The sequence below is a fragment of the Flavobacterium sp. RSSB_23 genome (assembly GCF_051547145.1).
GTDB lineage: Bacteria > Bacteroidota > Bacteroidia > Flavobacteriales > Flavobacteriaceae > Flavobacterium.
The window spans coordinates 37,089-63,552 of record NZ_JBPTTO010000010.1 but is presented as its reverse complement, the minus strand read 5'-3'; the positions used below and the strand labels follow the sequence as shown (position 1 = coordinate 63,552).

The 26,464-nt window shown below is 34.4% G+C and carries 24 protein-coding genes; all 24 read left to right on the top strand.

The genetic code is table 11. The features are described from left to right. Positions 1–378: 378 nt before the first annotated feature. The 24 genes from ACSVH9_RS13815 (at position 379) to ACSVH9_RS13700 (ending at position 26,444) form a co-directional block, all read left to right on the top strand. The gene (locus ACSVH9_RS13815) at positions 379–1,134 is read left to right on the top strand and encodes an NUDIX hydrolase (protein ID WP_438064221.1); all 756 of its coding nucleotides are present in this window, start codon (positions 379–381) and stop codon (positions 1,132–1,134) included. Between the two features lie 631 nt (positions 1,135–1,765). After that, entirely contained in the window at positions 1,766–3,328 is a 1,563-nt protein-coding gene (locus ACSVH9_RS13810; RefSeq protein WP_438064220.1) for an ATP-dependent nuclease, read from the top strand. Continuing rightward, a complete protein-coding gene (locus ACSVH9_RS13805) occupies positions 3,310–4,332 on the top strand; it encodes a DNA helicase UvrD (RefSeq protein ID WP_438064219.1) in 1,023 nt (340 codons plus the stop codon). Before ACSVH9_RS13810 ends, ACSVH9_RS13805 begins: the two co-directional genes overlap by 19 nt. Before the next feature lie 165 nt (positions 4,333–4,497). Then, complete coding sequence (locus tag ACSVH9_RS13800) at positions 4,498–5,004, top strand: hypothetical protein (protein ID WP_438064218.1); 507 nt, start codon at positions 4,498–4,500, stop codon at positions 5,002–5,004. Positions 5,005–5,088: 84 nt separating this feature from the next. Next, a complete protein-coding gene (locus tag ACSVH9_RS13795) occupies positions 5,089–5,559 on the top strand; it encodes a hypothetical protein (protein ID WP_438064217.1) in 471 nt (156 codons plus the stop codon). A 153-nt stretch (positions 5,560–5,712) separates the two neighbouring features. Continuing rightward, positions 5,713–6,123 (top strand): hypothetical protein, encoded by a 411-nt coding sequence (locus tag ACSVH9_RS13790; protein WP_438064216.1) that lies wholly within the window; start codon positions 5,713–5,715, stop codon positions 6,121–6,123. Positions 6,124–6,217: 94 nt separating this feature from the next. Continuing rightward, a complete protein-coding gene (locus ACSVH9_RS13785) occupies positions 6,218–6,613 on the top strand; it encodes a hypothetical protein (RefSeq protein ID WP_438064215.1) in 396 nt (131 codons plus the stop codon). A gap of 238 nt (positions 6,614–6,851) precedes the next feature. Next, complete coding sequence (locus ACSVH9_RS13780; RefSeq protein WP_438064214.1) at positions 6,852–7,811, top strand: OmpA family protein; 960 nt, start codon at positions 6,852–6,854, stop codon at positions 7,809–7,811. A gap of 250 nt (positions 7,812–8,061) precedes the next feature. Further along, positions 8,062–9,129: a serine hydrolase domain-containing protein gene (locus ACSVH9_RS13775; protein ID WP_438064213.1), complete on the top strand. Its 1,068-nt coding sequence runs from the start codon at positions 8,062–8,064 to the stop codon at positions 9,127–9,129. A 595-nt stretch (positions 9,130–9,724) separates the two neighbouring features. Continuing rightward, entirely contained in the window at positions 9,725–11,050 is a 1,326-nt protein-coding gene (locus ACSVH9_RS13770; protein WP_438064212.1) for a UDP-glucose dehydrogenase family protein, read from the top strand. A 49-nt stretch (positions 11,051–11,099) separates the two neighbouring features. Further along, the gene (locus ACSVH9_RS13765; RefSeq protein ID WP_438064211.1) at positions 11,100–12,032 is read left to right on the top strand and encodes a UDP-glucuronic acid decarboxylase family protein; all 933 of its coding nucleotides are present in this window, start codon (positions 11,100–11,102) and stop codon (positions 12,030–12,032) included. A 33-nt stretch (positions 12,033–12,065) separates the two neighbouring features. Next, complete coding sequence (locus ACSVH9_RS13760) at positions 12,066–12,416, top strand: Hpt domain-containing protein (protein ID WP_438064210.1); 351 nt, start codon at positions 12,066–12,068, stop codon at positions 12,414–12,416. A 4-nt stretch (positions 12,417–12,420) separates the two neighbouring features. Then, positions 12,421–12,807 (top strand): response regulator, encoded by a 387-nt coding sequence (locus tag ACSVH9_RS13755; RefSeq protein ID WP_438064209.1) that lies wholly within the window; start codon positions 12,421–12,423, stop codon positions 12,805–12,807. A gap of 37 nt (positions 12,808–12,844) precedes the next feature. Then, positions 12,845–14,047 (top strand): sugar transferase, encoded by a 1,203-nt coding sequence (locus ACSVH9_RS13750; protein ID WP_438064208.1) that lies wholly within the window; start codon positions 12,845–12,847, stop codon positions 14,045–14,047. Between the two features lie 27 nt (positions 14,048–14,074). Beyond that, entirely contained in the window at positions 14,075–14,824 is a 750-nt protein-coding gene (locus ACSVH9_RS13745) for a TolC family protein (protein ID WP_438064207.1), read from the top strand. A gap of 4 nt (positions 14,825–14,828) precedes the next feature. Then, the gene (locus ACSVH9_RS13740) at positions 14,829–17,210 is read left to right on the top strand and encodes a GumC family protein (RefSeq protein WP_438064206.1); all 2,382 of its coding nucleotides are present in this window, start codon (positions 14,829–14,831) and stop codon (positions 17,208–17,210) included. A 9-nt stretch (positions 17,211–17,219) separates the two neighbouring features. Then, positions 17,220–18,584 carry a lipopolysaccharide biosynthesis protein gene (locus tag ACSVH9_RS13735; RefSeq protein WP_438064205.1) on the top strand — a complete coding sequence of 455 codons (1,365 nt, stop codon included), beginning with the start codon at positions 17,220–17,222 and terminating at the stop codon, positions 18,582–18,584. Positions 18,585–18,707: 123 nt separating this feature from the next. Next, positions 18,708–20,093: an O-antigen ligase family protein gene (locus ACSVH9_RS13730; protein ID WP_438064204.1), complete on the top strand. Its 1,386-nt coding sequence runs from the start codon at positions 18,708–18,710 to the stop codon at positions 20,091–20,093. 53 nt (positions 20,094–20,146) lie between these two features. Next, the gene (locus ACSVH9_RS13725) at positions 20,147–21,085 is read left to right on the top strand and encodes a phosphoribosyltransferase family protein (RefSeq protein ID WP_438064203.1); all 939 of its coding nucleotides are present in this window, start codon (positions 20,147–20,149) and stop codon (positions 21,083–21,085) included. Positions 21,086–21,131: 46 nt separating this feature from the next. Continuing rightward, positions 21,132–22,322, top strand: coding sequence for a glycosyltransferase (locus ACSVH9_RS13720; protein ID WP_438064202.1), 1,191 nt, complete (start codon positions 21,132–21,134; stop codon positions 22,320–22,322). A 36-nt stretch (positions 22,323–22,358) separates the two neighbouring features. After that, entirely contained in the window at positions 22,359–23,462 is a 1,104-nt protein-coding gene (locus ACSVH9_RS13715) for an acyltransferase family protein (protein WP_438064201.1), read from the top strand. Further along, a complete protein-coding gene (locus ACSVH9_RS13710; RefSeq protein WP_438064200.1) occupies positions 23,459–24,628 on the top strand; it encodes a glycosyltransferase family 4 protein in 1,170 nt (389 codons plus the stop codon). Before ACSVH9_RS13715 ends, ACSVH9_RS13710 begins: the two co-directional genes overlap by 4 nt. Next, positions 24,625–25,839 carry a glycosyltransferase gene (locus tag ACSVH9_RS13705; RefSeq protein ID WP_438064199.1) on the top strand — a complete coding sequence of 405 codons (1,215 nt, stop codon included), beginning with the start codon at positions 24,625–24,627 and terminating at the stop codon, positions 25,837–25,839. The genes ACSVH9_RS13710 and ACSVH9_RS13705 overlap by 4 nt, the downstream gene beginning before the upstream one ends. After that, complete coding sequence (locus ACSVH9_RS13700; protein ID WP_438064198.1) at positions 25,830–26,444, top strand: acyltransferase; 615 nt, start codon at positions 25,830–25,832, stop codon at positions 26,442–26,444. The genes ACSVH9_RS13705 and ACSVH9_RS13700 overlap by 10 nt, the downstream gene beginning before the upstream one ends. The last annotated feature ends 20 nt before the right edge of the window (positions 26,445–26,464 follow it).

Below are 26,464 nucleotides of genomic sequence, written 5' to 3'. Positions count from 1 at the left end.
AAATCTATATGAGAATTTATTAGGTTAAAGCACTGTCAATTAGTTGTTTTAATTTTTCACCACATAGGAGTTTCATAGAATTTATAGTTTTTGAAAGAAAGAAATAGACGTTTTACTATTCACATAGTCATTCCTATGTGAGAAATAGTGCTATTTCTATCATTTTCTTCTACAAAATTTTATCTATGATTCTATGTGGTTATTTTTTTATTTTGTTTCACTTTCACCCAACAGTTATGAATTAGCGTTCATTCGTGTAATTTGTGGCGGAAATTTTAAAAGCGAATACTTGGCTTGAACAAAAATTTACGGCTTTGTTTCTCAAAAAAAACTAAATTGCGCTCACAATAGCGGCGTATTAATTTAAAGAAGATGCAGATGTTAATGAAAATACTCGAGAATAAAGACCAATTCCAACCTGGACTATCCATAGATTGTGTCATTTTTGGTTTTCATAACAACCAACTCAAAGTGCTCTTGAACAAGACCAAATACAGCGACCAATGGGCGTTGCCTGGCGGTTTTGTTCCCGTCGACGAAGATTTGGACCAAGCTGCAGTCTCTATTTTATACGGACGAACGGGAGTCAAAGGCATCTTCCTGCGCCAGTTTGCCACCTTCGGAAAAGTGAAACGTAACCAGTCCGATTTTAGTCAAAAAGTCGTGCAATTTTATGGCCTTACCCCCGAGGCCGCACAATGGTATTTGAACCGATTTGTCACCGTGGGCTATTATGCCTTGGTCGATTTCTCGCAAACCGTGCCCCAATCCGAGGGCAACAAAGAAGTGGTAGAATGGATTGACCACAGCGCCGTACCCGAACTCATTTTGGACCACCGCGAAATCCTAGACACCGCCTTGGCCACACTCCGCACCGAGCTCAATTTGATGCCCGTAGGCTACAACCTGCTGCCCGAAAAATTCACCATACCCGAGTTGCAAAAACTCTACGAAACCATACTAGGACGCCAGCTCGACCGCCGCAATTTCCTCCGAAAAATCACGGCCATAGGCATCCTCATCAAACTCGACGAAAAGAAGAGCAACGTCGCACACAAGGCGCCCAACTTGTACCGTTTTGACAAAGAACGCTACGAAGAAGTCGTAAAAAACGGCCTCACCCAAGGCTGGTAATTCTACAAAAGGCAAAATCTAAAATGCTTCGCCAGTTCGCTAGCGCTCGGGTCAAGAATCGTTACTCTTCAATCTAAAATCTCTATGATTGCTGATTTTTGATCAACGATTTTTGATTTCGGATGTATAGGATGCTTAAAATCATTTAATTTTTTATTCACTCGCTCCAAAATCTAAAATCAGGAATCGTTACTCTACAATCTAAAATCTCTTAACTTACTGAAATTGACCCTGCTCCTCGGGGTCGGGCTATACATTATATCTTTGCTGGCTAAAAGAACCGCCAGCAAAGGATGCCATTCCTATCCCTTATGCGAAGTTAGAAGACGGGATTTAGGATTTAGAATTTGAGATTTAGGATTTGGGATTTTGAATTTGAATTTTGAATTTGAATTTAGAATTTTGAATTTGAATTTTGAATTTGAATTTGAATTTTGAATTTGAATTTGAGATTTTGCAGATTGCATTCTTACAGAAAAATTTTATATTTTTTGAAGAAAAAGGAATATATTTGGGAGAGGATAAAATCTATATTTTTACTAGACTCATAGCTATAAATTTTGGTGATTGATATGGTTTTGATAGATAGAAAGACTAAATTCATAGTATATTAAAAATGCAATTTTGACAAATGAATATTACTAAACTTCGAGCCTTTAATTTTAAGAAATTTCAATTTATCGAAATAGATTTTAAAGCAAAGACAAATGTTATCGTTGGTGACAACGAGTCAGGGAAAAGCTCAATTCTCCTAGCAATTGATTTACTTCTATCAGGTAGCAGAAGTAAAGTTGAGACATTGGGCTTGGACACTCTATTTAATAATAATGTAATTCAAGAATTTTTTAAATCAAACACATACGAAACTTTACCCTGTTTGATTATTGAAATTTATTTTGACGAAATGGATGATGACCAGTTTTATGGTCAGAACAATTCTCTGAAAACTGACTATTTTGGAATTAGTTTGGTTTGCTCTCCAATGGAAGAATCAAGCAAAGACATTGTAGAAATTCTAAACGAAAATAATTCAAATTTTCCTTTTGAATATTATTCTATTTCATTTATGAAGTTTGGTGGACATCCATATTTAGGATTTCGAAAAGAGTTCAAACATATCCTATTAGACAATACAGCAATAAACAATGAATATGCTACTAACTCTTATGTTAAGACACTTTACAATAGTTCAGTTTCAAGTTCTGAAAAAAACAAGCATCTTTTTGAATACAGAAACTATAAATTAGATTTTAGGGAAAATGTATTAAAGGAGCTAAACAGCAAGGCAGGAAAAGGTAAATATGAATTTTCTATAAAAAACAACACAAAATCAAATCTAGAATCAGACTTAACAATTACTGAGGAAAACATTGATATTCAAAATCGAGGTAAAGGAAGGCAGTGTTTTATTAAAACTGAATTTGCCTTACAAAAAAATGATGCTGAACTTGATTTCATTCTACTTGAAGAGCCTGAGAATCATTTAAGTCATATTCATATGCACAATTTGATTGAAAGGCTAAACGAATCTAAAAACAAACAGCTGTTCATAGCAACCCACAGTAATATGATAAGTTCAAGGCTTGATTTAAGAAATTCAATTTTACTTAATAGCAATAGTGTTGCTTCAATTAATTTAAGTCGCCTTACTGATGCAACGGCCAAATTCTTCATTAAATCACCTGATAATAATATTTTGGAATTTATTCTTTCTAAAAAAATAATACTAGTAGAAGGTGATGCTGAATATATCTTAACCGAAAAATTCTTTGAAATAATCACTGGTAAGAAACCAAACTTGATAGGGATTCATATTATTTCCGTAGGTGGAACAAGTTTCAAACGTTATATGGAGGTAGCTAATTTATTAAGTATTAAAACCGCAGTGATAAGGGACAATGATGGCAACTATGAAAATAATTGCATCGAAAACTACAAGGAATATGTAAGTGAATATGTTCAAGTATTTTTCGAACCCAATAATGAGATTAATACCTTTGAGATATCTTTATATCAATTAAACAATAAGATTTGCGATGAATTGTTTTCTCCTAGATTAAGAACAAGGTCTGTTCAGAAATATATGCTTGATGAAAAAACAGATTGTGCTTATGAATTACTCGATTTAAAAGGAGATGAATTAGTAATTCCCAATTACATAAAAGAAGCAATAATATGGTTGACAAAAGATTAATACTAGCTGTTGCGGGTTCTGGGAAGACTAGATATCTTATTGAACATTTAAATTCCGATGAGCGATTTCTTATTGTTACTTATACTAATACAAGTCTTAATCTTATAAAATCAAGGATTTTAAAAAAGTTCGGTTATTACCCAAAAAATATTAGAACACTAACATATTTTGAATTTATTTATGGCTTTTGCATTAAACCATTTACGCTTTTCAAATACAACTTGAATGGAATTTATTGGGATGCAACGCCTGAGTTTACAACTTATTTTGCATATAATAATTTAAAAAAATATTTGACAAAAGGAAGATATCTCTATTACAACAGACTCGGAAAATTTGTAGAATATGAAAACATTATTGGGGATATAAAAGTTAGGCTAGAAAAATTTTACGATCATTTTTATTTTGATGAATTTCAGGACTTAGGAGGGCACGACTTCAATTTTATAACTCAGATAGCGCAAGCCAATATTAGTTTTTTGTTTGTTGGAGACTTTTATCAAAATACATATGTTACTAGCTATGATGGAAAGGTTAATGGGACTTTGTATTCGGACCTGAAAGAATTTTGCAAAAAAATTGAAGCTAACAATATTTTAATCGATACAACTACTCTAAGTGATAGCTACAGATGTAGTCCTTCTATTTGTGAATTTGTAAGAGAGAATTTAGGAATCGGCATTCAATCACATAGAAGTGATTCGACCGATATAATTACAATTGAAGATAAAGAAACAGCTCAAAAAATAATTAATGATGATAGAATTATCAAATTAGTTTATGATAAAAGCAACATAAGACCGTATTTATCAAAAAACTGGGGGGACTGTAAAGGAGAAGATGATTATAATGATACTTGTATAATATTAAACAAGACAACGGCTAAAATATTTGCAAAGAAAAAATTTAATGAGCTTAAGCCTCGAACTAAAAATAAGCTATATGTTGCCTTTACTAGAACAAAGGGTAACTGTTATATAATTGATGAAGAAATTATCAAATAGAAGTACTTTGCAGCCTATCAAGACAATTGATTTAATATAATGTGACTGTTGTAATGTGTGATAATTCTGCAAATTCAAATAATGACTTATATTAGTTTCAAAACGACTAAAATGTCATATTCTACTGGTGATTTTTTTTAAAAACATCTAATAAATAGAAGAAATATGAACGGACTCCAGGATATGGTATTTTTAGGAGAAATTGTACTCCAAGTAAAAATTGCAAGAAAAGCTAATGAACGTTTAAAAGCGACTCATAACAATTTAGACAACGTTGAAGTATGGTGTTCAATTCAATCTATTCTTGTTGCTGCTGCTAACGTTTCTAAGATACTTTTGCCGCCTAATAAGAAATATAAATCTCGTGGAGAAAGATTGCAGAAAATCCTCGAAATAGAACAAGGAAATATTCTGTTTGATCGTAAATTTCGTAATCATTTTGAACATTATGATGAAAGGATTGAGGAATACTTTAATATAAACCAACAAGTTGTTTACGTTGACTTAGTGATGAATCCTATGTTTGGAGGAAGAATGCTTAGCAATACCCATAGAGGATATAATTCATTTGATAATACGGTGGTATTTCGCAATGAAACACTAGCTTTAAATGAAGTATTGAATGCACTTGAAGAAGTATTTGAAAAGTGTAAACCATATACATTGACCTAAATAATTTTAATTAAAAGCCATATATGCCAATTTAATTTTGTAATAAACTCACTTAATAAGACAAAAAAACAGTAGCATTAATCCGTGAAAAAACTAACATTCATATCCTTACTTCTTTTATTTAGTAGTTTATCCTTATTAGGACAAACAAATAAATTACCAGTTCCTACAAAGGCTTTTATCGAGAAAGCCAAATACTTTTCTGATTTCGAAGAAAAGTATTTCACAAAATACATTGGCAAAAAAACGGAGAAAATCTTAAAAAGATATACTGACTCAAAAGATATTTGTGCAAGCGAATATGAATTTAGAACGGGAATAAAAATGAAAAGTAATTCCTGTTCTGAGGCAGGCTCAGAAGTAGAAATCATTTTTCCGAATTATTCCAAAAGCGAGGTGGTTAAATTCGTTGAATGGTTTTTTAAAAACGATTTCAGTGAGTGGAATAAAACAAAAACAAATTATCAACCCAAAGAAGATGGCGATGCAGGTTGTTATCTTGAAATTAAAGAATTGAAAGGTAAAATAGTTTTAAGTTACTATTGCGGGTGCTAACAGAATAGACTTTTTAATACGCACCTCAACAAAGTCATTCAATTAACAAAGCATAAAATTCTAGCCTGGCAAATCCTATAAAAAGGTTAAGTTTAGTATCAAATCTGAATAGCACATAAATTTTGTAGTAATCTTAAGGTAACACTCTGAAAAATGACAACTATAAATAAAAAAGTTTTAATTCCTATTATTCTAGTAAGCATATTTTGTTTTGTTGTTTATCTAAATCATAAAAATTTCCAAGCTAAGTTTTTTAACAAAACAGGAGAAAATATTGATTCACTTATGATTGGAAATACATTAATTGGAAAGTTAAGAAAGGAGGGGCATACAGAATACATCAATTTTAAAGAATTTGCATTTGATAGTGGATTCCCTTATGAAAATGTTAGCGGAAAAATTAAAGGAAAAACAGCTGGGCCTTATTTTTGGAGTGATTGCGGAACTCAGAGATATTCTTTATCTGATGATACTTATCAATTTGACATCAAAAGTGAAATTGATTTAAATGGAGAAACTGTTTTGTATCTGGCTCCTCATAACAGAAAAATGTTTTGGGAGTAAAATACTACAACTGATGGTTGAGTTTTCATGTCGGCTTTCACTAACAATGAAGTCTAAATTTTCGACAAAATCAATAAAATGAAGTAAAAATATAATGTCTGAAAAAATTGAAAAAATAATACTTGAAAAGTACACTGGAAGTTTTATGAATAATTCCAAGTGGGTAAAGTTGATTCAAAAAATTGTTGAAAATTTCGAAGTTATTAAAAAGTGTACAGTTAAGCTTATATATGATGATGAAATTAGATTATTGACCATAACTGGAGATGAACAATACGATTTAGATTTTTATTCAAACTCAATGGAAGGAATGTTAACTAATCCAATCGTTCCCGGCTGGACAGTTTACAAAGAAATTGAATGGATAAGTTTTCCTTACGATGCTGAAGTATTACAGGATATATTGAGGATAAAGGAACAAATTCAAATGCTTGGTGAATTTAATGATGAATTAACAGATAACTATTATCGAATTTATGCCTATAAATAAAGATGTCATAATAACTAGCGAAACAAATTTGCTCTTGCGGTTTGCTAAAAACTGCATTTGTTTTTTGGAACAAAGCATAAGAATCAGGTTTAAACCATTTTAGATTAGAAAAGTCTATATAAAAAGCAAACCAGTAACTCTTGCTAAGTGTCAAACTTGTAATCGAAAAAGGAGTTTCAAGTATAAAAAGATACTAGTAGCAACAGTTAAAACCAATAATCACCTAACCTTAAAATGAATGAGAACAAGATTTTTATCAATTGTAATTTTACTAACGACCTTAGCAACCAATGCGCAACAAAAAAAAGTAGTTAGTGCACCAAAAGTAGCGAGTAATTCTGGGGTTTCCATCTCCAATGCCGACTTGGGGACTTTTCCTTATTTTAAAACGCTTCCTAGTTTTTCGCCTACAGACTCCATTACAATTGAACAAAACAGAACTTATTTCTTTGACGGAAAAACGATTTTTACGGTAGATGGGAAAGTGTCCTTCCAGAATCTTAATCTTAAAGATGAGGTTGAAAAAGTTCCTTCTGAATTTCAGTTGGTTCAGGAATTTGATAAACTAGTTGCTGCACTAGGAGGTAAAAAAGTATATGAAGGAAAGCTTCCAGAAGATGCACTAAAGAAACTTACGGATAAAGACCTTGTGACGCTCGCTTCTGAACATCAAGTTGCTCCGTATGCTTTTTATGGTGTGGTAGAATATGTTATCAAAACCCCAGAAAAGGAAGTTTGGCTTCAGTTAGTTCCAGGAACCATCGTTTCTAAATTTTACACACTTCTTGTTGTTGAAAAGAACAACCAATTAATTGCCACCAATACCAATAAAGAGAATTTGTTATTGCGAGATTTAGAAAAAGGCAGTGTATCTATTGTGAATTTAGAATTTGAATTAGATGATTCCGTGTTGCTTACTCAGTCAAAAGATGAATTGTTAAGTATCGTTGGGGTGTTTCAGTCGCATCCAGATTGGAAGTTAAAGATAGAAATTAACAATGCACCAGTTGGTAAACCTGATTATACATTGTCGCTTACAGAGAAAAGAGCTGTAGCTATAAAAGAAGAATTGTCTTCATTGGGAGTGAAACCCTCACTACTTTCAGTAGTTGGAAGGGGAGATTCGAAGCCATTGGTTTCCAATGACACCGAAAAAGGAAGGAAAACCAATACAAGAGTAGAAATTTCTAAACTGTAGTGCTACATTTTAAGAGAAATTAGAAAAAATAGAAAAATCTAAAACTTGTATTTGTTTCCGTGTTAGCGCTAACCTACCGCTTATGGCCGCAACAAATTCTTTCAATTAGTTTACCCACATAGCAGGTTGGACAAATTCGCTCAACAAGCCTATTAAAAATAGGATTCAAAGTTTTGGAATCTGGGATAAACCTTTTTAGATTTGAGAAGTCTAAATACAAAACAAACCAAATAACCCAAAATAACCTATTATGAAATACTTACCACTACTTGTACTCGCAATGTTGTTCATAGGATGTGAAAAAAGCGATGATATTCCTCAAAATCCAACTACGGAAGCTTTTTATTATCCGCCCACTACAGGAAGCACTTGGGAAACGAAATCCATAGCCAGTTTGGGATGGAACCAAAGCGCGGTTCAGCCCTTAAAAAATTACTTGGCTGATAAACATACCAAATCCTTTATGATTCTAGTCAATGGACGAATCGTAATGGAAGAATACTTCAACGGACACACAGCTGCGGCAACTTGGCAATGGAATAGCGCCGGAAAGACATTAGTAGCTACAACTACGGGAATAGCACAACAAGAAGGCTTGCTTAACATCAACAATAAAGCGTCTCAGTATTTAGGTACTGGATGGACAAGTGAAACATTGGATAAAGAAAATCTGATTACCTCGCGACATTTACTAACGATGAGTTCTGGTTTGAATGACGAAAAAGAACTTGTTATAAAATCAAATTTGACCTATTTGGCCGATGCAGGCACAAGATGGTCGTATCATAATGTGTTTCAGAAGTTGATGGATGTAGTGGCTGCGGCAAGTAAACAAGATTTTGAAGTGTATTTCAATAGCAAGTTGAAAAACAAAATAGGAATGGATGGTTTCTGGAACTATGGCCCTATTTTTACGATTTACAATAGTTCTACTAGAAGTATGGCTCGATTTGGACTTTTGGCACTTAAAAACGGCAAATGGAATAATGAGCAAATCATTAATGAAGCTTTTTTTAAAGAAAGTATCAGTACTTCTCAAACCATTAATCCTTCTTATGGTTATTTGTGGTGGTTGAATGGAAAATCGAAGTATATGGTTCCGGGTGGGCAAACGGTTTATCAAGGGGCTTTGGTACCTAATGCACCTGCCGATATGTATGCAGCGATGGGAGCAGAGGACCAACGTATTTATGTGATTCCGAGTAAGAATATGGTGGTGATTCGAATGGGTGACGCTTCGGATCCTACGAATCCTAATTTTGCACTTTCTGGTTTTGATACGGCACTTTGGGATAAAATAAATGCGGTCATAAAGTAATTTGTAATTTTATTCAAAAAGCGACAACAAATCTTGGTTTTGTTGTCGTTTTTTTTTGGTTGTATCCCAAAAGAAAACCCTGTCAATCTCTAGCCCCGATCGCAGCGGCATCCTTTTGTGTAGCGATAGCGGAACAAAAGATATAGCGGAGAGCGGGAACGTTGCTGGCTGAAAATGCCTATTCTTTCGCTCCTAATTGGGATTATGGTTGATTAAATCGGTTGCTGTTTTGATATTCCTTTTTTATGAAGAAAAGCTTCTGAGTAATCTTTGTTTTTTCAGAATTTACAATTACAAAAATTTCTAATCCTACAGCGAAAAGAAAATTAACAGTCGTTTATTAGGGTCAAGTTTTAGGTGATTTTATAAATTTTTTTATAAAAGACAAATTTTTGTAGTGTATTCCTTTGATTTTCAGGTTGTAAAATTAGCATTGTACTATTTATTTTATTATATTTGAGTTAAGAATAATATTATTGCCGTTTGCCTTGATTTTGCCAAATTTTTATTTTTTGCTCAAAAAGTCAATTCTAAATTAGTTTTGACTTAAACGAAGCTTAAAAAATTTTAAATAATCTAATAAAACCTATATATTATGAAAATCACTATTGTAGGAAGTGGCTATGTTGGTCTTGTAACAGGAGCCTGTTTTTCCGAAGTTGGTATTAATGTTACGTGTGTAGATATAGACCGTAATAAAATAGACAAGCTGAACGAGGGAATTATCCCTATTTATGAGCCTGGACTTGAGGATATGATTACCCGAAACATGAAAAAAGGGCGATTACTTTTCACCACAAACATACAAGAAGCCTTAATTGATTCCGAAGTTTTATTTATTTCTGTGGGTACGCCACCCGATGAAGACGGTAGCGCCGACTTAAAATATGTATTGGCAGTTGCGAGAGATTGCGGAAAATATATTAATGATTATTTATTAGTGGTAACCAAAAGTACTGTGCCTGTTGGAACTTCTCAGAAGGTAAAAATAGCGCTGCAAGAAGAGTTAGATAAGAGAAAGGTTTCCATAAATTTTGATGTTGCATCCAATCCTGAATTTTTAAAAGAGGGAGCAGCCATTGATGATTTCTTAAAACCCGATAGAATTGTAGTGGGGCTTGAAAGCGAAAGAGCTCAAGAGTTAATGAAGAGTTTGTACAAGCCTTTTACGCTGAATGGTCATCCAATCATTTTTATGGACATCGTTTCTGCTGAAATGACCAAATATGCTGCGAATTCTATGCTTGCCGCAAAAATTAGTTTTATCAACGACATCGCTAATCTGTGCGAAATTGTTGGAGCTGACATTAATAAAGTCCGCAAGGGAATTGGTTCTGACTCTCGAATTGGAAATAAATTTATATATCCAGGAATAGGTTATGGTGGGTCTTGTTTCCCAAAAGATGTACAAGCATTAATCAAAACTGCTGGCGAATACGATTATGAATTGCGTGTATTAAAAGCCGTAGAAGCCGTTAATAATGACCAAAAACTAGTGCTTTTTCATAAAATAATGAAGTATTTTAATGGAGATGTCAAAGGGAAAACCATTGCACTATGGGGGCTTTCTTTTAAACCTCAAACCGATGATATGCGCGAAGCGCCTTCGTTATACATTGTAAAAAATCTACTGAAAGCAGGGGCAATTGTAAAAGCCTACGATCCAATCGCTATCAATGAAGCGAAACATCATTTTGGCGACACCATTTCGTATTACGAAGATCAATATGAAACCCTTATTGATGCTGACTGCTTGGCAATTCTAACCGAATGGCCGGAATTCAAGTTTCCAAATTTGAAGATTGTTCAAAAATTACTGAATCGACCTGCAATTTTTGATGGACGTAACATTTACGATAAAGACGAAATGAAACACAACGGTTTTGATTATTTCTGTATTGGAGTGAATACTTCTAAATAGGTAATCTCTCGTAAATAGTAATTCGGTTCTAAAAATACAGGTTATGGCAATGAAAAAAATCTTAGTAACTGGTGGTGCCGGTTTTGTAGGCTCACATTTATGTGAGCGTTTATTAAACGAGGGCAATGAAGTGTATTGTTTGGATAATTTTTTTACGGGGCAAAAAAAGAATGTGGTTCATTTGTTAAACAACCCCTATTTTGAATTGATTCGTCACGATGTGACTACTCCATTCTTTATCGAAACGGATGAGATTTACAATCTCGCTTGTCCAGCTTCGCCAATACATTACCAACATAATCCTATAAAAACAATCAAGACCTCTGTAATGGGAGCCATTAATATGCTAGGACTTGCCAAACGAGTAAATGCTAAAATATTACAAGCATCGACAAGTGAAGTGTATGGAGATCCGTTGGTACACCCGCAGCCAGAATCGTATTGGGGTCACGTAAACCCAATCGGGGAGCGCTCTTGTTATGATGAAGGCAAACGCTGTGCTGAAACATTATTCATTGATTACCACAAACAGAATAATGTCAAAATTAAAATCATAAGAATATTCAATACCTATGGTCCAAGAATGGATCCTAATGACGGAAGGGTTGTTTCCAATTTTATTGTTCAGGCCTTACAAAACCAAGACATCACTATTTACGGAAAAGGGCAGCAAACCAGAAGTTTTCAGTATGTAGATGATTTAGTAGAAGGAATGATAAAATTGATGGCTACACCAGACCACTTTACGGGGCCCGTAAATGTGGGAAATCCAAATGAATTTACCATTCTTGAATTGGCAGAAAAAGTGATACAACTAACGGGTTCAAAATCAAAACTGATTTACCAACCCTTGCCTTCTGATGATCCTATGATGCGTCAGCCAGATATAACGATTGCCAAAAAAGAGTTAGACTGGTCTCCAAAAATTCAGTTGGATGAAGGTTTAATTGAAACGATAAAGTTTTTTGAATCAATTATTTAGTTGAGTTTTAAGTGCTATTAAAATGTTGCTGTTATGAAATTATACAATCTTCAATTGGTTGAAAAAATGTGTCGAGGCAATCAAGAACAGATTGCAAAGATGGCTGAAGTATTTGTAGAACAAATTATAGATGCTATAAACGAGATAGAAGCAGCCTACACAGAAAAGGATTTTATAAAAATCGTTAGACTATCACATAAGATAAAACCAACGTTAGCTTATTTTGGAACAGATCAATTAGCTGAGGAATTTCTTCTTACCGAAGATTTATTGTCCAATGAAATCACTGCACCAGAAGTAGATATGAAAATTGCATCTCTAAAGTTGATTGCACAAGAAGTGGTAGATCAAATGAAAAATGATTTTAATATAACGAATACCTAAAATTATGAAGAAAAAGATATTAGTAGTAGATGATGAAATAAGCATTTGCTTGTTATTGCAAAATTTTCTTTCTCAGGATTATGAAGTTATAACAATACACGACGCTGTGGAAGCCCTTCAATGGCTTGATGAGAGTCTGCCAGATTTAATAATAAGTGATATCCAAATGATAAATATGGATGGTTATGAGTTTTTGACCAAGGTCAGACAACGTGGATTTACCAAACATACGCCATTTATTATGTTATCGGGTAAGTCAGAAAGTAAAGAGCGAATAAAGTGTTATAGACTGGGGGCTCAGGATTACCTGACCAAACCCTTCAATCCAGAAGAATTGGAAGAATTGGTCAAGAAAAATATCTACCCCATTCATTTTGCCATAGAATGGTGAGAACTTTAGCAATGTTTGCAATTTAAATTAAGTCCTTATGAACTCAAATCTAACAATTTTATATATCGGTAGCACTGCAGATTATTTTAATCAAAAAGAATTTGAAAATTGGACTATAACTGTTTTAGAAAATAGTGTCAAGGCTACAAAATACCTACAGTCTACAAAAAAAATAGATGCTATTATTTGTGATTATAATTTGCCCGGTAACAATGGTTTTTTTCTATATGATTGGATTAGAGCACAAAGTGAATACGACACTATTCCCTTTGTATTGCTTGTTAAAGATTTTAATCCAGAGCTCTATAAAACAGCATTTAGAAAGCAAATAGATGATTTTTATGTGATTTCAAATACAGCAGCAACTGCTATTCTTAACAGAATTGAATTCTTATCCCAACATAGAAAACCAAAACGCAAAAAAGAAATAGTATTCGATTTCAGTGAGGAAATGTATAAAATGCCGCTGTCCAAACGCATATTCGACATTTTTGTAGCTTCATCGGTTCTAATTGTAGCTTCGCCATTTTTACTACTTGTTATCGCAGCCATTCGACTAGAATCCAAAGGGAAAGTATATTACATTTCAAAGCGAGTGGGCAGAAAGACCTTTGATTTTTATAAATTAAGATCAATGCGAACAGGATCTGACGAACTGCTCAAAAAATTAGCTGCTGAAAAAAATCAATACAAAAAAGAAACAACAAAGGCGTCAGATAACCCATTAGATATTCCTTGCCCAAAATGTAGTGAACTACCCGATGGAGAAACTTGTTCTCCTATTATGTATTTAGACTCCTATGCAATTTGTGATTATTGGTTCAATGTACAAAAAAAGGAAGCCGCCAAAAATAATTCAACTTTTGTAAAAATTGTAGACGATCCAAGGGTTACAAAAGTGGGTAAGTTTATAAGAAATACCAGTATAGATGAACTACCACAGCTTATTAATGTGTTAAAAGGCGATATGTCTATTGTAGGCAACAGGCCGCTACCCGTTTATGAAGCAGAAATGCTAACTGGTGATGAATTATCCAAACGGTTTTTGGCACCACCAGGAATTACAGGTTTATGGCAAGTTGAATTAAGAGGTAAAGGCGGAAAAATGTCCGAAGAAGAACGAATGCGACTCGATAATGAATATGCGGATCATTTTAAGGGAGATAACTATTCTTTTTGGTACGATATGAAACTCATTTTAAGAACGATTCCCGCATTACTTCAAAAAGGTTCTGTGTAATAAATAAGATTTGATTCTTGTATACTTATGAAAAAACAAATTAATATAATAGCCATTATTAGTGTTTTTGTTTTATGCTTACATAACACACAAGCTCAAACTGTTCAAAATAAAGACACTTTACTAACCGGTAACGAATTTCACTTTCCGCCGCTAAAAGTGGTTATAGATTCTGTATTGAAAAGAAATGCAATGGTCAAGTTTAGAAAGAACCACGTTGGTGTAAAAGAATCTACTCTAGCATCAGAGCGTATTTTTTGGACAAGAAATATTGGTGTACAAGTAGATGGTAGGTATGGTACCTTAAATAATTTTTCTAATAATGATGATGGGATTTCTAATACCGCCTTTTCAACATTGTCCACACAATACAACTATAGTGTGGGGATGTATCTAAAATTTCCGGTGTTTGATATGTTAAACAGAAAGAATCAACTCAAACTAGCGAGACTAGAAATTGAAGAAGCCAAAAATATGACCAAATTTCAAGAAGATGAGATACGGCAAACGGTTATTAGGATGTACCAAGACGTTATTTTGAAGCAACGTTTACTGCAAATACGATCTAAAAACTTTGGAAACGGAAAAGTAAATATGGAAATGGTTGAAAAAGAGTTTAGAAATGGTGTGGTACCCGTTGCAGAATATGTTCGAATAACCAGTATTACTGCTAATCTTGAGGCCGATTATGAATCCGCAAAGGCTGAGTTTATAACTGCAAAACAATTGCTCGAAGACATGTCAGGACTTGTATTCGATTTAACAAATTTATACTAGAAAGATGAAAATAATTGATTTTGTACGATTGATTTTAAAGCATCTACTGCTCTTGCTGCTGGTTCCAATTGTATTGGCTTTATTGGTTATATTGCTTACTAGAAATCCATCTTTTGAATATTCTTCTCAAACGGTTTTATACACGGGTATCGCGACAGGCTCTTCTATTGAAATGGATAAAACATTCAATTATCAAGCATCGAACGCTGCCTTTGATAACCTGATTAATATTATCAATTCACGTGAAACCCAAGAAGAAGTTGCCGTTAGGTTGTTAGCACAACATTTGATGCTCCCAGAAGCCAATCCGAGATACATATCCAAAACGTTTTATGACCAATTAAGAAGCAAAGTACCAGCTTCTTTGTATAAATATGTAGTGCACGAAAATAAAGCAGTGCCTTCTACAATGGAAACAAGTGATCCTGATAAGGCGCTATTCCCGCCAGAAATAAACAGAGCAGATTACGAAAAGACCGTTCAAAATTTAATGGCTTTAATGAAGAGTAGCAATACTAATTATGTCTATGAATTATTGAATTACGGTAAAGATGACCATTATTCTCTCAAGGCAATTTCGACTGTAACTGCTATGCGAATTTCAAATAGTGATTTGATTAAGTTGAGTTATACCGTTAATGATCCGGGGATTTGCCAACAAACACTTGCCATTTATAATCGAGTTTGTATTGTTAATTACAAGCACATTAAAGAAAATAGATCTGATGCAGTGGTAAAATACTTCGAAGCTCAGTTAGAAAATGCTAGACAAAAATTAGCCGCTGCTGAAGATATTCTTCTAGAGTTTAATAAATCTTCTAATATCATCAACTACTACGAACAGAGTAAGGCTGTTGCGGTAGTTAAAGAAGATATGGATGTGGATTACAATAAAAAAATAGCTGATTTAGCGGGGATTCAAGCATCGACTAAACGATTGGAAGAAAAGTTGAAAATTCAAGAAGCCATCCAACTTAAGACCAATGCAATTCTGGATAAAAAGAAACAAATTGGAGACCTTAACTACAAAATAGCTTTAATCAAGGCGAGATTCGAATCGACGAATAATGAAAGCGATTTGGCAAAAATAGAAGAGCTAAATAAAAAAGCCGAAGCCTTATCTAATGATATAAAAAGAAATGTTGCTGAGTTGTACTCCTATCAAAATTCTATAGATGGTTTGCCTGTTTCTAAAATTCTTCCAGATTGGATAAATAATGTAGTCGAAGCAGATAATATTAAAGCAAAACTCAATGTTATAAACGGACAGAATAAAGAATTTCAGAAAAAATATGCCAATTATGCTCCAGCTGGCGCGACGATTAAAAGAATTGAACGTGAGATTTCAGTATCTGAGCAAGGGTATTTAGAGATTCTACACGGATTAAATTTAGCCAAACTCAAACTTCAGGACAGTGAGCTAACCTCCAATTTGAAAGCCATTGACCCTCCTTATTATCCTTTATCACCAAACCCTACCAAACGAGCGCTATTAGTCATTGCAGCGGCGATTTTAGGAGGTCTAATTACTTTGGCCATTATTTTTGTGATGGAGTATTTTGATGATACTTTGAAGAATGCTAAAGTAGCCAGTAAAAAGTTAGGAATGAATTCTTTGGGGATGATGCCTAAATTAGTAGTAGACCCCGGAAGCATTAATTTACCCTACATTCAAAAAAGATTAATTGAAATCATTACACAAAATGTGTTGCAGTATTTTGTGACACATCCCTCAGATAATAAAACAAAAACCATCGTTGTTTTTAGCACTCAAAAACAAGAAGGAAAAACGGTAATGGCAGGAAACATTGCCAAAACATTGAAAAATGAAGGCAAAGAAGTCGTGATGCTTACGTATGAAGGTGCAAAAAAAACAGTAAAACAACACCCGAAGTTTTCTGGACTAAATAAATTTTTAGGCTATGCAGACCCTAGAATCGATTATGATAATCCATTTTTAGCCGATGTTTCTAGTTATCTAAATGAGACTGAGTATTATACTTATGCAGTAAACAATAGCTTTTATAACGCTCAAAACTATTCTGATATTTTAAATCAAAATGGCATTACGCTAAACGGTGCTCCCGATTTTGTAATTATTGAATTACCTCCCCTGATTGATTATATCTATCCAACGGAATTATTAAATCAAGCCGATTTGAATATCCTCGTATGCCGCTCTAATCGAGTGTGGTCAGATGCAGACCAATTGGCAATGAAAAATATAGTAGAAACAGCTGCTTCAAAAATTAATTTTATAATTAATGGAGTCCAAATCAATGAAATTGAATCCATTTTAGGGGAATTGCCTAAAAAACGAAGTGTATTGAGAAAGAAATTAAAAGCGATGTTCAAATTTCAATTTTTTTCTAAAGCCCAAATCTAAAATGAACTGATGAAAACGCTCAAAAAGATAGTGCGAGAAGATAATTTTCTGTCATTAGCAGGGAATCTTGTCATTGCCGTTTTAGGCATTGGTGGTTTTGCATTATTAGCGAGAAGTTTGTCTCTGGATGTTTTTGGGCAATGGGTTTTGTTTATTACCGGCGGGTCTTTTGTAGAAATGTTTCGCTTTGGCATTACCAATAATGGTTTAATACGTTTTTTATCGGGTGCAGACGCTTCGTCTAGAATGGAACTAATTGGTTCTAATGCCTTAATTGGTTTAGTGGCCACTTTTGCAATAGCATTTATTTTGGTTTTCTGCTATGTACTGTTCAATGACGTAATTAGTACTTCTGGATACCATCTATTTTTTAAATGGTATCCATTATTAGCCTTTCTAAATCTTCCATGGAATAATGCGTTGGTTGTCTTGCAAGCAGACAGAGCATACGGAAAAATACTGCTGTTAAAATCGGTGAATAGCGGCCTATTCTTCTTAGTGATTCTAACTAATTTTTTCCTAGAGCTGTTGACATTAGATGAATTAGTAATGGCAATGCTTATCATCAACGCCTTGACTTCCTTCATAAGTATAGTTTTGGGTTGGGACGGTACAAAAAACATTTTCAAAGCCAACAAAAAGACCAATAGCACATTATTAAATTTCGGAAAATATACAACCTTCACATTAATTGGTACCAACTTGCTGAGAAGTGCCGATACAATAATTATTAGTTTGAGTCCATTAGGGAGTGCCGCTGTTGCTTTGTATAGTATTCCATTAAAATTGACAGAATTACAGCAGATTCCACTTCGAAGTTTTGTGGCTACTGCTTTTCCTAAAATGTCTAAGGCAAGCGTTCAAGGAAAGGTTGAAGAAGTTAGAGATTTGTTCTACACCTACTCTGGAGCTTTAACGTATCTTTTTGCTGGACTAAGTGTAGTCACTTTTGTATTCGCTGAATTCTTTGTGTTAGTAATAAGCGGAAGACAATATTTAGAAACGGATGCTCAAACGGGATTTAATGTTGTCAATATTGTTCGAGTATTTTCCATTTATGGATTGTTATTGCCTATTGATAGAATGACAGGCATCGGTTTGGATAGCATCAATAAACCAAAAATTAATGCCATAAAAGTATTCGTGATGGTTCTGGCGAATATAATAGGAGATTGTATCGCCATTTTTATATTCCAATCGTTGTTGCTAGTGGCTGTGGCCTCTATACTTTTTACTTTAATTGGCATTTGGATGGGAATGTATTTTTTAGACAAAGAACTGTCTTTGAGTTATAAAGAAATTTTCTCAAGCGGAATCGATTTTTATAAAAGCCTTATTCATAAAGCAAAGAGAACAAATTTGAAGGAATCATAAACACCTAATAAAAATAAAGTGAACACGAACAGTAATAATATAAATCCCTTTGATAAAGCATCTGGTTCTGCTAGTTTATCTAGCCCGAAGGGACTTTTGTTATTGTTTTTGACATTGGTGTTAATGGCGTTACTAATAGCCAAATTAAAAATAGTTGGCATTGGCCTTTTGGTAGCATTATTGGTTGTAGTTTTCTATCTGTATAAATTGTTTACAAATCCTATTCTTGGATTTTATACAGCTATTGTGTTGAACTTTTTGATATTGGGAATGACACGCTATATCAAAGGCTTACCCTTAGCTTTTGCAATAGATGGCGTGATGATTTTAACTTTTTTAGCTTTAATTTTTTCCAAATTTAAAGAAAAGGTAGATTGGTCTCCTGCCAATAGAGACATTACTTATTTAGCAGGTATTTGGTTGTTGTATTGCATCTTTCAATTGGTAAATCCAGAAGCAAGAAGTGTCGAAGCTTGGATTGCAGGAAGAGGTCTTGGATTTTACTTCTTTTTCTTTGTTATTCTCACATTCTTATTCATTAATACCCATAAAAAGTTAGATATGCTGATGTATGTCTGGGGTATTTTCTCCATAATTGCCACTCTGCACGGAATGAAGCAGTTGTTCTTTGGGGTAGACGCCGCTGAACAAGCTTGGCTAGATGGTGGTGCAGCCCAAACTCACGTGCTTTTTGGTAAATTAAGGGTCTTTTCTTTTTTTAGTGATGCGGGTCAATTTGGAGGAAATCAAGGGTATACAGGAGTTGTGGCCATTATTTATTCGATGACCAAAAAAGGTTTTGCTAAAGCTTTTTTTATTATCGTTGGAATATTAGGATTCTACGGAATGGTAATCTCTGGAACTAGAGGCGCAATCGGTGTTCCTTTGGGTGGACTTATGACCTTTTTCTTCTTAAGGAAAAACATCAAAGTAATGGCGTTAGGCGTACTATTTCTGGCAATGGTTTTTGTCTTTTTCAAATACACCACTATCGCCAATGGAAATGACCAAATACGAAGAATGCGAACTGCATTTGACCCCAATGAACCCTCGTTGCAAGTACGATTGAACAATCAAAAAATACTGAAAGCTTATTTAGCATCAAGACCATTTGGAGGAGGTATAGGGCACGCAGGCGACAAAGCGCAACGGTTTTTGCCCAATGCGTTTCTTTCTCACGTGGCTACTGATAGTTGGTACGTTTTGATTTGGGCAGAGTTGGGTATTGTAGGCTTGCTATTTCATTTGTTTGTTTTGTTTTATGTAATAGGAAAAGCATCTTACAAAGTGATGTTTACCATTAGAGACCCCATAACGAAGCTGAAGATGAGTGCACTAATTTCTGGAATGGCGGGTGTTATGGCAGCTTCTTATGGCAATGCTGTTTTGGGACAAATGCCAACAGCCTTGCTCATATATGCAACTATGGCAATTATATCGAATCCAGAGATTTTTGAAGCCGACCAACAAAAAGAAGAACTTGAGTTGCGTACGGCACAAAATGTATAAAATTGAAATTACTATGTAAAGCTTAACTAATCAATCATTAAACCCAAAAAGCTATGTACTATAGAAATGTAAAAGATTTAAATAATATCATACTTCAGCGATTAAGTATCATTCCTCGTGATTTTGATTTGATTGTTGGTGTTCCGAGAAGTGGAATGCTACCAGCAAATTTATTGGCTTTGTATCTCAATAGGCCTTATACAGATATTCATTCTTTTTTGAATGGGCATATTTATAAAGCAGGTGCCAGAAGCCAGTTTTTTGATATTTCTGAATTTAAAAAAATACTTGTGGTCGATGACAGTATTGCCTCGGGTGCTGCTATGGTTGAGGTTAAAGAAAGTTTGAAACATCTCGAAACCGAATTTGATATAAAATATTGTGCGGTTTATGTCATTCCTGGAAAAGAAAAAATGGTCGATTATTTCTTTGAAGTGGTGCCTTTGCCAAGGTATTTTCAGTGGAATATTCTCAATCATACCACTCTAGAGAAAGCCTGCTTTGACATTGATGGGGTTTTGTGTGCAGACCCTTTGCCAGAACAAAATGACGATGGAGAAAAATACATAGATTTTATTTTGAATGCCCCACCCTTGTTTATTCCAGGAAGCAAGATTGGTACAATTGTTACCTCACGACTAGAGAAATACCGCAAAGAAACCGAAACTTGGTTAGCTGCCAACAATATCAAATATAATGAATTGGTCATGCTGGATTTGCCCAATATGGAAGCGAGACAGCGGGCCAACAGCCACGGCGACCATAAGGCAAAAGCTTATTTAGCAAAGCCTTACGTATTGTTTGTTGAAAGCGAATACCATCAGGCTGTAGAAATCAATAGGTTGTCCAAAAAGCCTGTTTTATGTACCGCTAACTTCGAAATGATATTCGAATCGGAGTCTTTTATGTACAATCTTAAAAGTGGTAAGCACCTTCCTTTCTTGAGAAAATATGCTTTAAAAGCGAGAGATGTACTGAGAAAGTTCAAATAAGAAAATGAATAAAGCACTAGCAATTTTTTAATTAAAAATTTAAATTATGCTTCTATTTAATATCATACAAATTGTTCTGCTACTCCTTCTAGGTTTGGCAACTTTATATATTTTACTGTTTTCAATAGCAAGCTTATTTTATAAACAAAAGCAATACGCTGATAACGGAAATATAAAGAAAATTGCAGTGCTTATTCCGGGTTACAAAGAAGATGAAGTAATTGTTGAAGTGGCCAATGCGGCTTTGCAACAAGAGTATCCGTCTACCCATTATGATGTGGTAATTATTGCAGATTCTTTTCAAGAAGAAACCATTTCGGCCTTAAAAACGTTACCCATAATTGTTATCGAGGTAAGTTTTGATAAGAGTACAAAATCTAAAGCGTTGAATAAAGCGATGGCAACTCTCGAAAGGGATTATGATATTGCTGTGGTATTAGATGCTGATAATGTGATGGCAAATGACTTTTTGAAGCAAATTAATGCAGCTTTTGAATATGGATTCACTGCTGTGCAAGGCCATCGAACTGCCAAAAACACCAACAATTCTTGGGCTATTCTTGACGCCATTAGCGAAGAAATCAACAACAATATTTTCAGAAAGGGGCATCGCGTTTTGGGACTATCTTCTGCAATAATTGGTTCTGGAATGGCTTTTCAATACCATTATTTTAAAACCCTTATGGCAAGCGCTACCGCCGTTGGTGGATTTGATAAAGAAATTGAACTCAAAATGCTAAAAGAAGGACATACCATTGTATACCTCAATGATGCCATAGTTTTTGATGAAAAAATTCAAAAAGCTGAAGTGTTTGGCAATCAACGTCGCCGATGGTTATCTGCACAATTGCATTACTTTAGAAAAGATATTTTTAATGCCACTAAACATTTATTACTCAAAGGCAATGTCGATTATTTTGACAAAGCCATTCAATTTATTCAGCCTCCTAGAATATTACTACTCGGAGCCGTTATACTGTGCAGCGTTAGTTTTGTTCTGCTGAACTATTGGTTAGACAACCCAAAAGCGTATTCGAATTATTGGGTGGTTTTACTAATTGCTTGTGTGCTGTCTTTTGTTTTTTCTGTGCCAAAATCCTTTTACAATCGCAAAACTTTAAAAGCATTAATGAGTTTGCCAAAAGGAATGTTGATGATGCTATTGTCTTTATTAAAAATAAAAGGAGCCAATAAAACATTTATACATACGCAACACACATCAAGCTCTTCAAAATGAAGTTGTTGTAATTCAATAAGTTGTTTCAAAATAGCTATGGAAACATCAAAAAAATATAATCGTTTAGAAAAACTCGAAGCCATTCGTGGTTTTAGCGCATTATATGTGATGCTTTTTCACGTGCTGCCGCAAAAGATACATCTATTTGGAATAAATGTGGGCTTTCTTTTTCGTTTTGGGTCAGAAGCGGTTATTTTATTTTTTGTTTTAAGTGGATTTGTAATCAAGTATTCTTGGGAAAAATCAGAAGATAAATCGTTTCTCAATTATTTTGGGCGTCGTTTTTTGCGAATTTATATACCTCTCTTTTTCATCTTTTTGATAGGCTATCTTTTAAAATGTTATGTCACTGCAAGTTTAGCCGACCCAGAATGGAGCACTTTGTGGGGTAATATTTTTATGCTACAAGATGTGATTTCTCTGAAGCCCAATGTAATTGTACCAACGTATATGGGTAACGGATTGCTTTGGTCATTATCCTATGAATGGTGGTTTTATATGCTCTTTTTTGCGCTTACAAAATACATTCGTCCCGAAAAAATATCGTTTTGGGTAAGCAGTAGTATTTTAATAGCAGCAGTTTCGTACGTTGTTTATCCATTTATTCTAAATAGAATTGTGATGTATTTTGGTATTTGGTGGATTGGAGTAGAATTTGCCTCAATTTATATAAAAGGCGGTTCCTTTAGTTTCAAAGGCCTAAGTTCTTATATTGGTGTTTTAGCAATTGTCATTGTAGTATTAATATTGAATGTATACTTGAATTTTTCATACACAAAAGTCTATAGCTACCCACTAGTGGCGTATCCTATCGTAGAATTACGGCATTTTGTTTTTGCGTTTTTAGTACTGCTTACTGCTCTGATTTGGAATGCATACAATTGGTTTGGTTTCATTACTTTTTTTGGTGTCTTCAAGTACTTCGCGCCTTTTTCTTATGTAATCTATATTTCTCATCATTACCTAGTTGTCGAAGCTACCTATTTGAAATTTATAAACGATAAAATAGTAGAATATTCACTTTATATTATGGTGATGTTCTTGTTCTCTTATGTCATAGAAGTGGTGGTGTATACCAAAATTAAAAATCAGCTCATAGGGTATTTTTCAGTTCAATCAATTAAAAAAGTAGCAATATGAAAATAGGTATAGAAGGGCAACGCCTTTTTCGTAAAAAGAAGCACGGAATGGATATGGTAGCTTTAGAATTAATCAAAAACCTTCAAGAGTTAGACCATATAAATGAGTATTTCATTTTTGTAAAACCAGATGAAGATTCCTCCGCTCTTAAAGCAACTTCGAACTTTACGATTGTTGAATTGAATGGTGGACCGTATCCTACTTGGGAACAAATTGCATTACCCAATGCTGCCAAAAAATATGGCTGTGATATCTTGCACTGCACTAGCAATACCGCTCCTTTTTTTACGTCTATTCCGCTGATAACGATTCTTCACGACATTATTTATATGGAAAGTAGTTATTTGAAAATACTTAGAAGTAGTGCTAGTACTTATCAAAAATTTGGAAATATATACAGAAAATTGGTAGTGCCTTGTATAGTGAAGAAAAGCAAAAAAGTGATTACTGTTTCTCACTTTGAAAAAAACAGAATTGGTGAGTTCTTTGGAATAAAAGACGATACAAAACTAGGGGCAATTTATAATGGGGTAAGCGAACATTTCAAACCCATTACCAATAAAGACGAGCTCAATCGGGTTAAAGAAAAATACAATTTACCCGATAAGTTTTTCTTTTTTCTAGGCAATACAGACCCAAAAAAGAACACAAAAGGAACGCTTAAAGCTTTTTCTGATTTTTTAAAACGTACAGCCTCTAATCATAAACTCGTAATGTTGGATTATGATAAAACGGAACTGAACAGTTTGTTGAATGAAATTAACGACCCCAATCTCATCCATCATATTGTTTTGACGGGCTATGTAGTGAATACCGATTTGCCAGCTATTTATGCGCAATGCGATATCTTTTTGTATCCATCTCTTCGTGAAAGCTTTGGGATTCCAATGCTAGAAGCGATGTCGTGTAATGTGCCTGTTATTACATCAAACACTTCATCAATGCCAGAAATTGCCGAAGATGCTGCTCATATTGTCAACCCGTTGCAACCAGAAGAAATTACGGAAGGACTCATTAAAATTCTAAATGATGAAGCGTATCACCAATCGCTTTGTGAGAAAGGCTTGAGGCGGAGTAAACAGTTTTCTTGGAATAATATGGCCAAAGAGTATTTGAAACTTTATGAAACCATCTATGTCGAACAATCAAAAAAAACGAGACTATGATAAAAGGTAAAGATATTATAGTGGTAGGCATACAAGCCTGGGATATTGAAATAGGTAGCAATTGCAAAAATATAGCCTTGGAGTTTGCGAAGCACAATCGCGTGTTGTATGTAAATCCGCCAATGGATAGAGCTACTATGGGAAAAGACAAGCACAAAGAGAAAATTCAAAAAAGAATCAGAATCAAAAAAGGTCTTGAACCTGATTTATACGAGATTGGAACCAATCTATGGAATTTATACCCAAAAAACAGTGTTGAATCCATTAATTGGTTGCCTATTCATAGCGTCTTTAAAATATTGAACAGGAGAAATGCCCGTTTGTTTTCAGAAGATATCAAATCGGCGGCCGAGCGATTGAATTTTAAAGATGTCATTTTGTTTAATGATAGTTCGATGTTTTTAGGAAGACATTTAAAGGAATTTTTACAGCCCAAAGTCTACGCGTATTATATGCGAGATTATTTGGTGAAAGTACCTTATTGGCAAAAACACGGAGAACAAATGGAACCCGAAGTCATACAACAAGCGGATGTTTTATTGACGAATTCAGACTTTTTTGCAGATTTCGGGTTACAATACACGGCTTATAGTTATATGGTTGGACAAGGTTGCGATGTCTCACACTTTAGTGACGATGAGGGTACGATACAAGTACCAGCAGAATTCAAAGATGTACCCTCGCCAATTATTGGCTATGTGGGGTCGCTTACCAGTTTAAGGTTAGATATCAGTTTACTCGAATATATGGCAGAACAGAGAAAAAACTGGAGCATTGTTCTCGTGGGTCCAGAAGACGACGATTTTAAAAAATCAAAATTGCATCAATTGCCAAATGTGTATTTTTTTGGGAGTAAAGATGGCTCAGAACTTCCAGCTTATGTAAAAGGTTTTGATGTAGCCATCAATCCGCAGTTGACCAACAACTTAACGATTGGAAATTATCCAAGAAAAATCGATGAATACCTTGCTATGGGAAAACCAGTAATTGCAACACAAACCAAAGCAATGGAAATGTTTCGCGACTATGTGTATTTGGCTTCTTCAAATGAAGAGTACATTACGTTAACCGAAAAAGCTTTGGAAGAAAACTCAAAAACTTTGGCTGAACAAAGAGCCAATTTTGCCAAAAGTCATACTTGGGAAAACAATGTTAGCGCCATCTATCAAGGAATAATTAAAGCAACCAAACACAGGATACAATGGGATTGAAAGAAAAAATAAAATCCAATGAAAAATTGAAAAAACTGGTTCATTGGTCCATACTTATTCCAAAGCAGACAAGACCCAGACTTTGGATAAAGTGGTTCGTAAATCCTTTTTATCATAAAAAAGGAAAAGGAGCTATAATAAGATATCGAACCAGATTGGACGTCGTTCCGTGGAATCAATTTGAACTTGGCGAAGATTCTACCATCGAAGATTTTTCAGCGATAAACAATGGCGTGGGTCCAGTAATCATTGGAGTCCGAACCAAAATAGGACTAAGCAACACGATTATTGGTCCTGTTACTATTGGGAATGATGTGCGATTGGCGCAAAACATTACCCTTTCTGGCTTGAACCATAATTATGAAGATGTCAATCGTCCCATTCATATTCAGGGAGTTTCTACAGCACCCATAACCATTGGAGATGGCACTTGGATTGGTGCCAACGTGGTGGTTTTGGCAGGAGTAACCATTGGTAAAAATTGTGTAGTCGCAGCAGGTAGCGTGGTCACAAAAGATATTCCAAATTATGCCGTTGCAGTGGGGAATCCAGCTAGAGTATTGAAACAATACAATCCTGAAAAACAAATATGGGAAAAGGTCTAGCACTAGTATAAATTTTAAGC

What these genes read in the sequence shown, in the direction of transcription:
- ACSVH9_RS13785 (WP_438064215.1), top strand. Translation starts at nt 6,218, where the DNA reads ATGTCTGAAAAAATTGAAAAAATAATACTTGAAAAGTACACTGGAAGT.
- ACSVH9_RS13805 (WP_438064219.1), top strand. Translation starts at nt 3,310, where the DNA reads ATGGTTGACAAAAGATTAATACTAGCTGTTGCGGGTTCTGGGAAGACT.
- ACSVH9_RS13755 (WP_438064209.1), top strand. Translation starts at nt 12,421, where the DNA reads ATGAAGAAAAAGATATTAGTAGTAGATGATGAAATAAGCATTTGCTTG.
- ACSVH9_RS13810 (WP_438064220.1), top strand. Translation starts at nt 1,766, where the DNA reads ATGAATATTACTAAACTTCGAGCCTTTAATTTTAAGAAATTTCAATTT.
- ACSVH9_RS13715 (WP_438064201.1), top strand. Translation starts at nt 22,359, where the DNA reads ATGGAAACATCAAAAAAATATAATCGTTTAGAAAAACTCGAAGCCATT.
- ACSVH9_RS13770 (WP_438064212.1), top strand. Translation starts at nt 9,725, where the DNA reads ATGAAAATCACTATTGTAGGAAGTGGCTATGTTGGTCTTGTAACAGGA.
- ACSVH9_RS13745 (WP_438064207.1), top strand. Translation starts at nt 14,075, where the DNA reads ATGAAAAAACAAATTAATATAATAGCCATTATTAGTGTTTTTGTTTTA.
- ACSVH9_RS13800 (WP_438064218.1), top strand. Translation starts at nt 4,498, where the DNA reads ATGAACGGACTCCAGGATATGGTATTTTTAGGAGAAATTGTACTCCAA.
- ACSVH9_RS13780 (WP_438064214.1), top strand. Translation starts at nt 6,852, where the DNA reads ATGAGAACAAGATTTTTATCAATTGTAATTTTACTAACGACCTTAGCA.
- ACSVH9_RS13700 (WP_438064198.1), top strand. Translation starts at nt 25,830, where the DNA reads ATGGGATTGAAAGAAAAAATAAAATCCAATGAAAAATTGAAAAAACTG.
- ACSVH9_RS13725 (WP_438064203.1), top strand. Translation starts at nt 20,147, where the DNA reads ATGTACTATAGAAATGTAAAAGATTTAAATAATATCATACTTCAGCGA.
- ACSVH9_RS13740 (WP_438064206.1), top strand. Translation starts at nt 14,829, where the DNA reads ATGAAAATAATTGATTTTGTACGATTGATTTTAAAGCATCTACTGCTC.
- ACSVH9_RS13765 (WP_438064211.1), top strand. Translation starts at nt 11,100, where the DNA reads ATGAAAAAAATCTTAGTAACTGGTGGTGCCGGTTTTGTAGGCTCACAT.
- ACSVH9_RS13735 (WP_438064205.1), top strand. Translation starts at nt 17,220, where the DNA reads ATGAAAACGCTCAAAAAGATAGTGCGAGAAGATAATTTTCTGTCATTA.
- ACSVH9_RS13705 (WP_438064199.1), top strand. Translation starts at nt 24,625, where the DNA reads ATGATAAAAGGTAAAGATATTATAGTGGTAGGCATACAAGCCTGGGAT.
- ACSVH9_RS13815 (WP_438064221.1), top strand. Translation starts at nt 379, where the DNA reads ATGTTAATGAAAATACTCGAGAATAAAGACCAATTCCAACCTGGACTA.
- ACSVH9_RS13710 (WP_438064200.1), top strand. Translation starts at nt 23,459, where the DNA reads ATGAAAATAGGTATAGAAGGGCAACGCCTTTTTCGTAAAAAGAAGCAC.
- ACSVH9_RS13720 (WP_438064202.1), top strand. Translation starts at nt 21,132, where the DNA reads ATGCTTCTATTTAATATCATACAAATTGTTCTGCTACTCCTTCTAGGT.
- ACSVH9_RS13790 (WP_438064216.1), top strand. Translation starts at nt 5,713, where the DNA reads ATGACAACTATAAATAAAAAAGTTTTAATTCCTATTATTCTAGTAAGC.
- ACSVH9_RS13750 (WP_438064208.1), top strand. Translation starts at nt 12,845, where the DNA reads ATGAACTCAAATCTAACAATTTTATATATCGGTAGCACTGCAGATTAT.
- ACSVH9_RS13760 (WP_438064210.1), top strand. Translation starts at nt 12,066, where the DNA reads ATGAAATTATACAATCTTCAATTGGTTGAAAAAATGTGTCGAGGCAAT.
- ACSVH9_RS13775 (WP_438064213.1), top strand. Translation starts at nt 8,062, where the DNA reads ATGAAATACTTACCACTACTTGTACTCGCAATGTTGTTCATAGGATGT.
- ACSVH9_RS13730 (WP_438064204.1), top strand. Translation starts at nt 18,708, where the DNA reads ATGGCGTTACTAATAGCCAAATTAAAAATAGTTGGCATTGGCCTTTTG.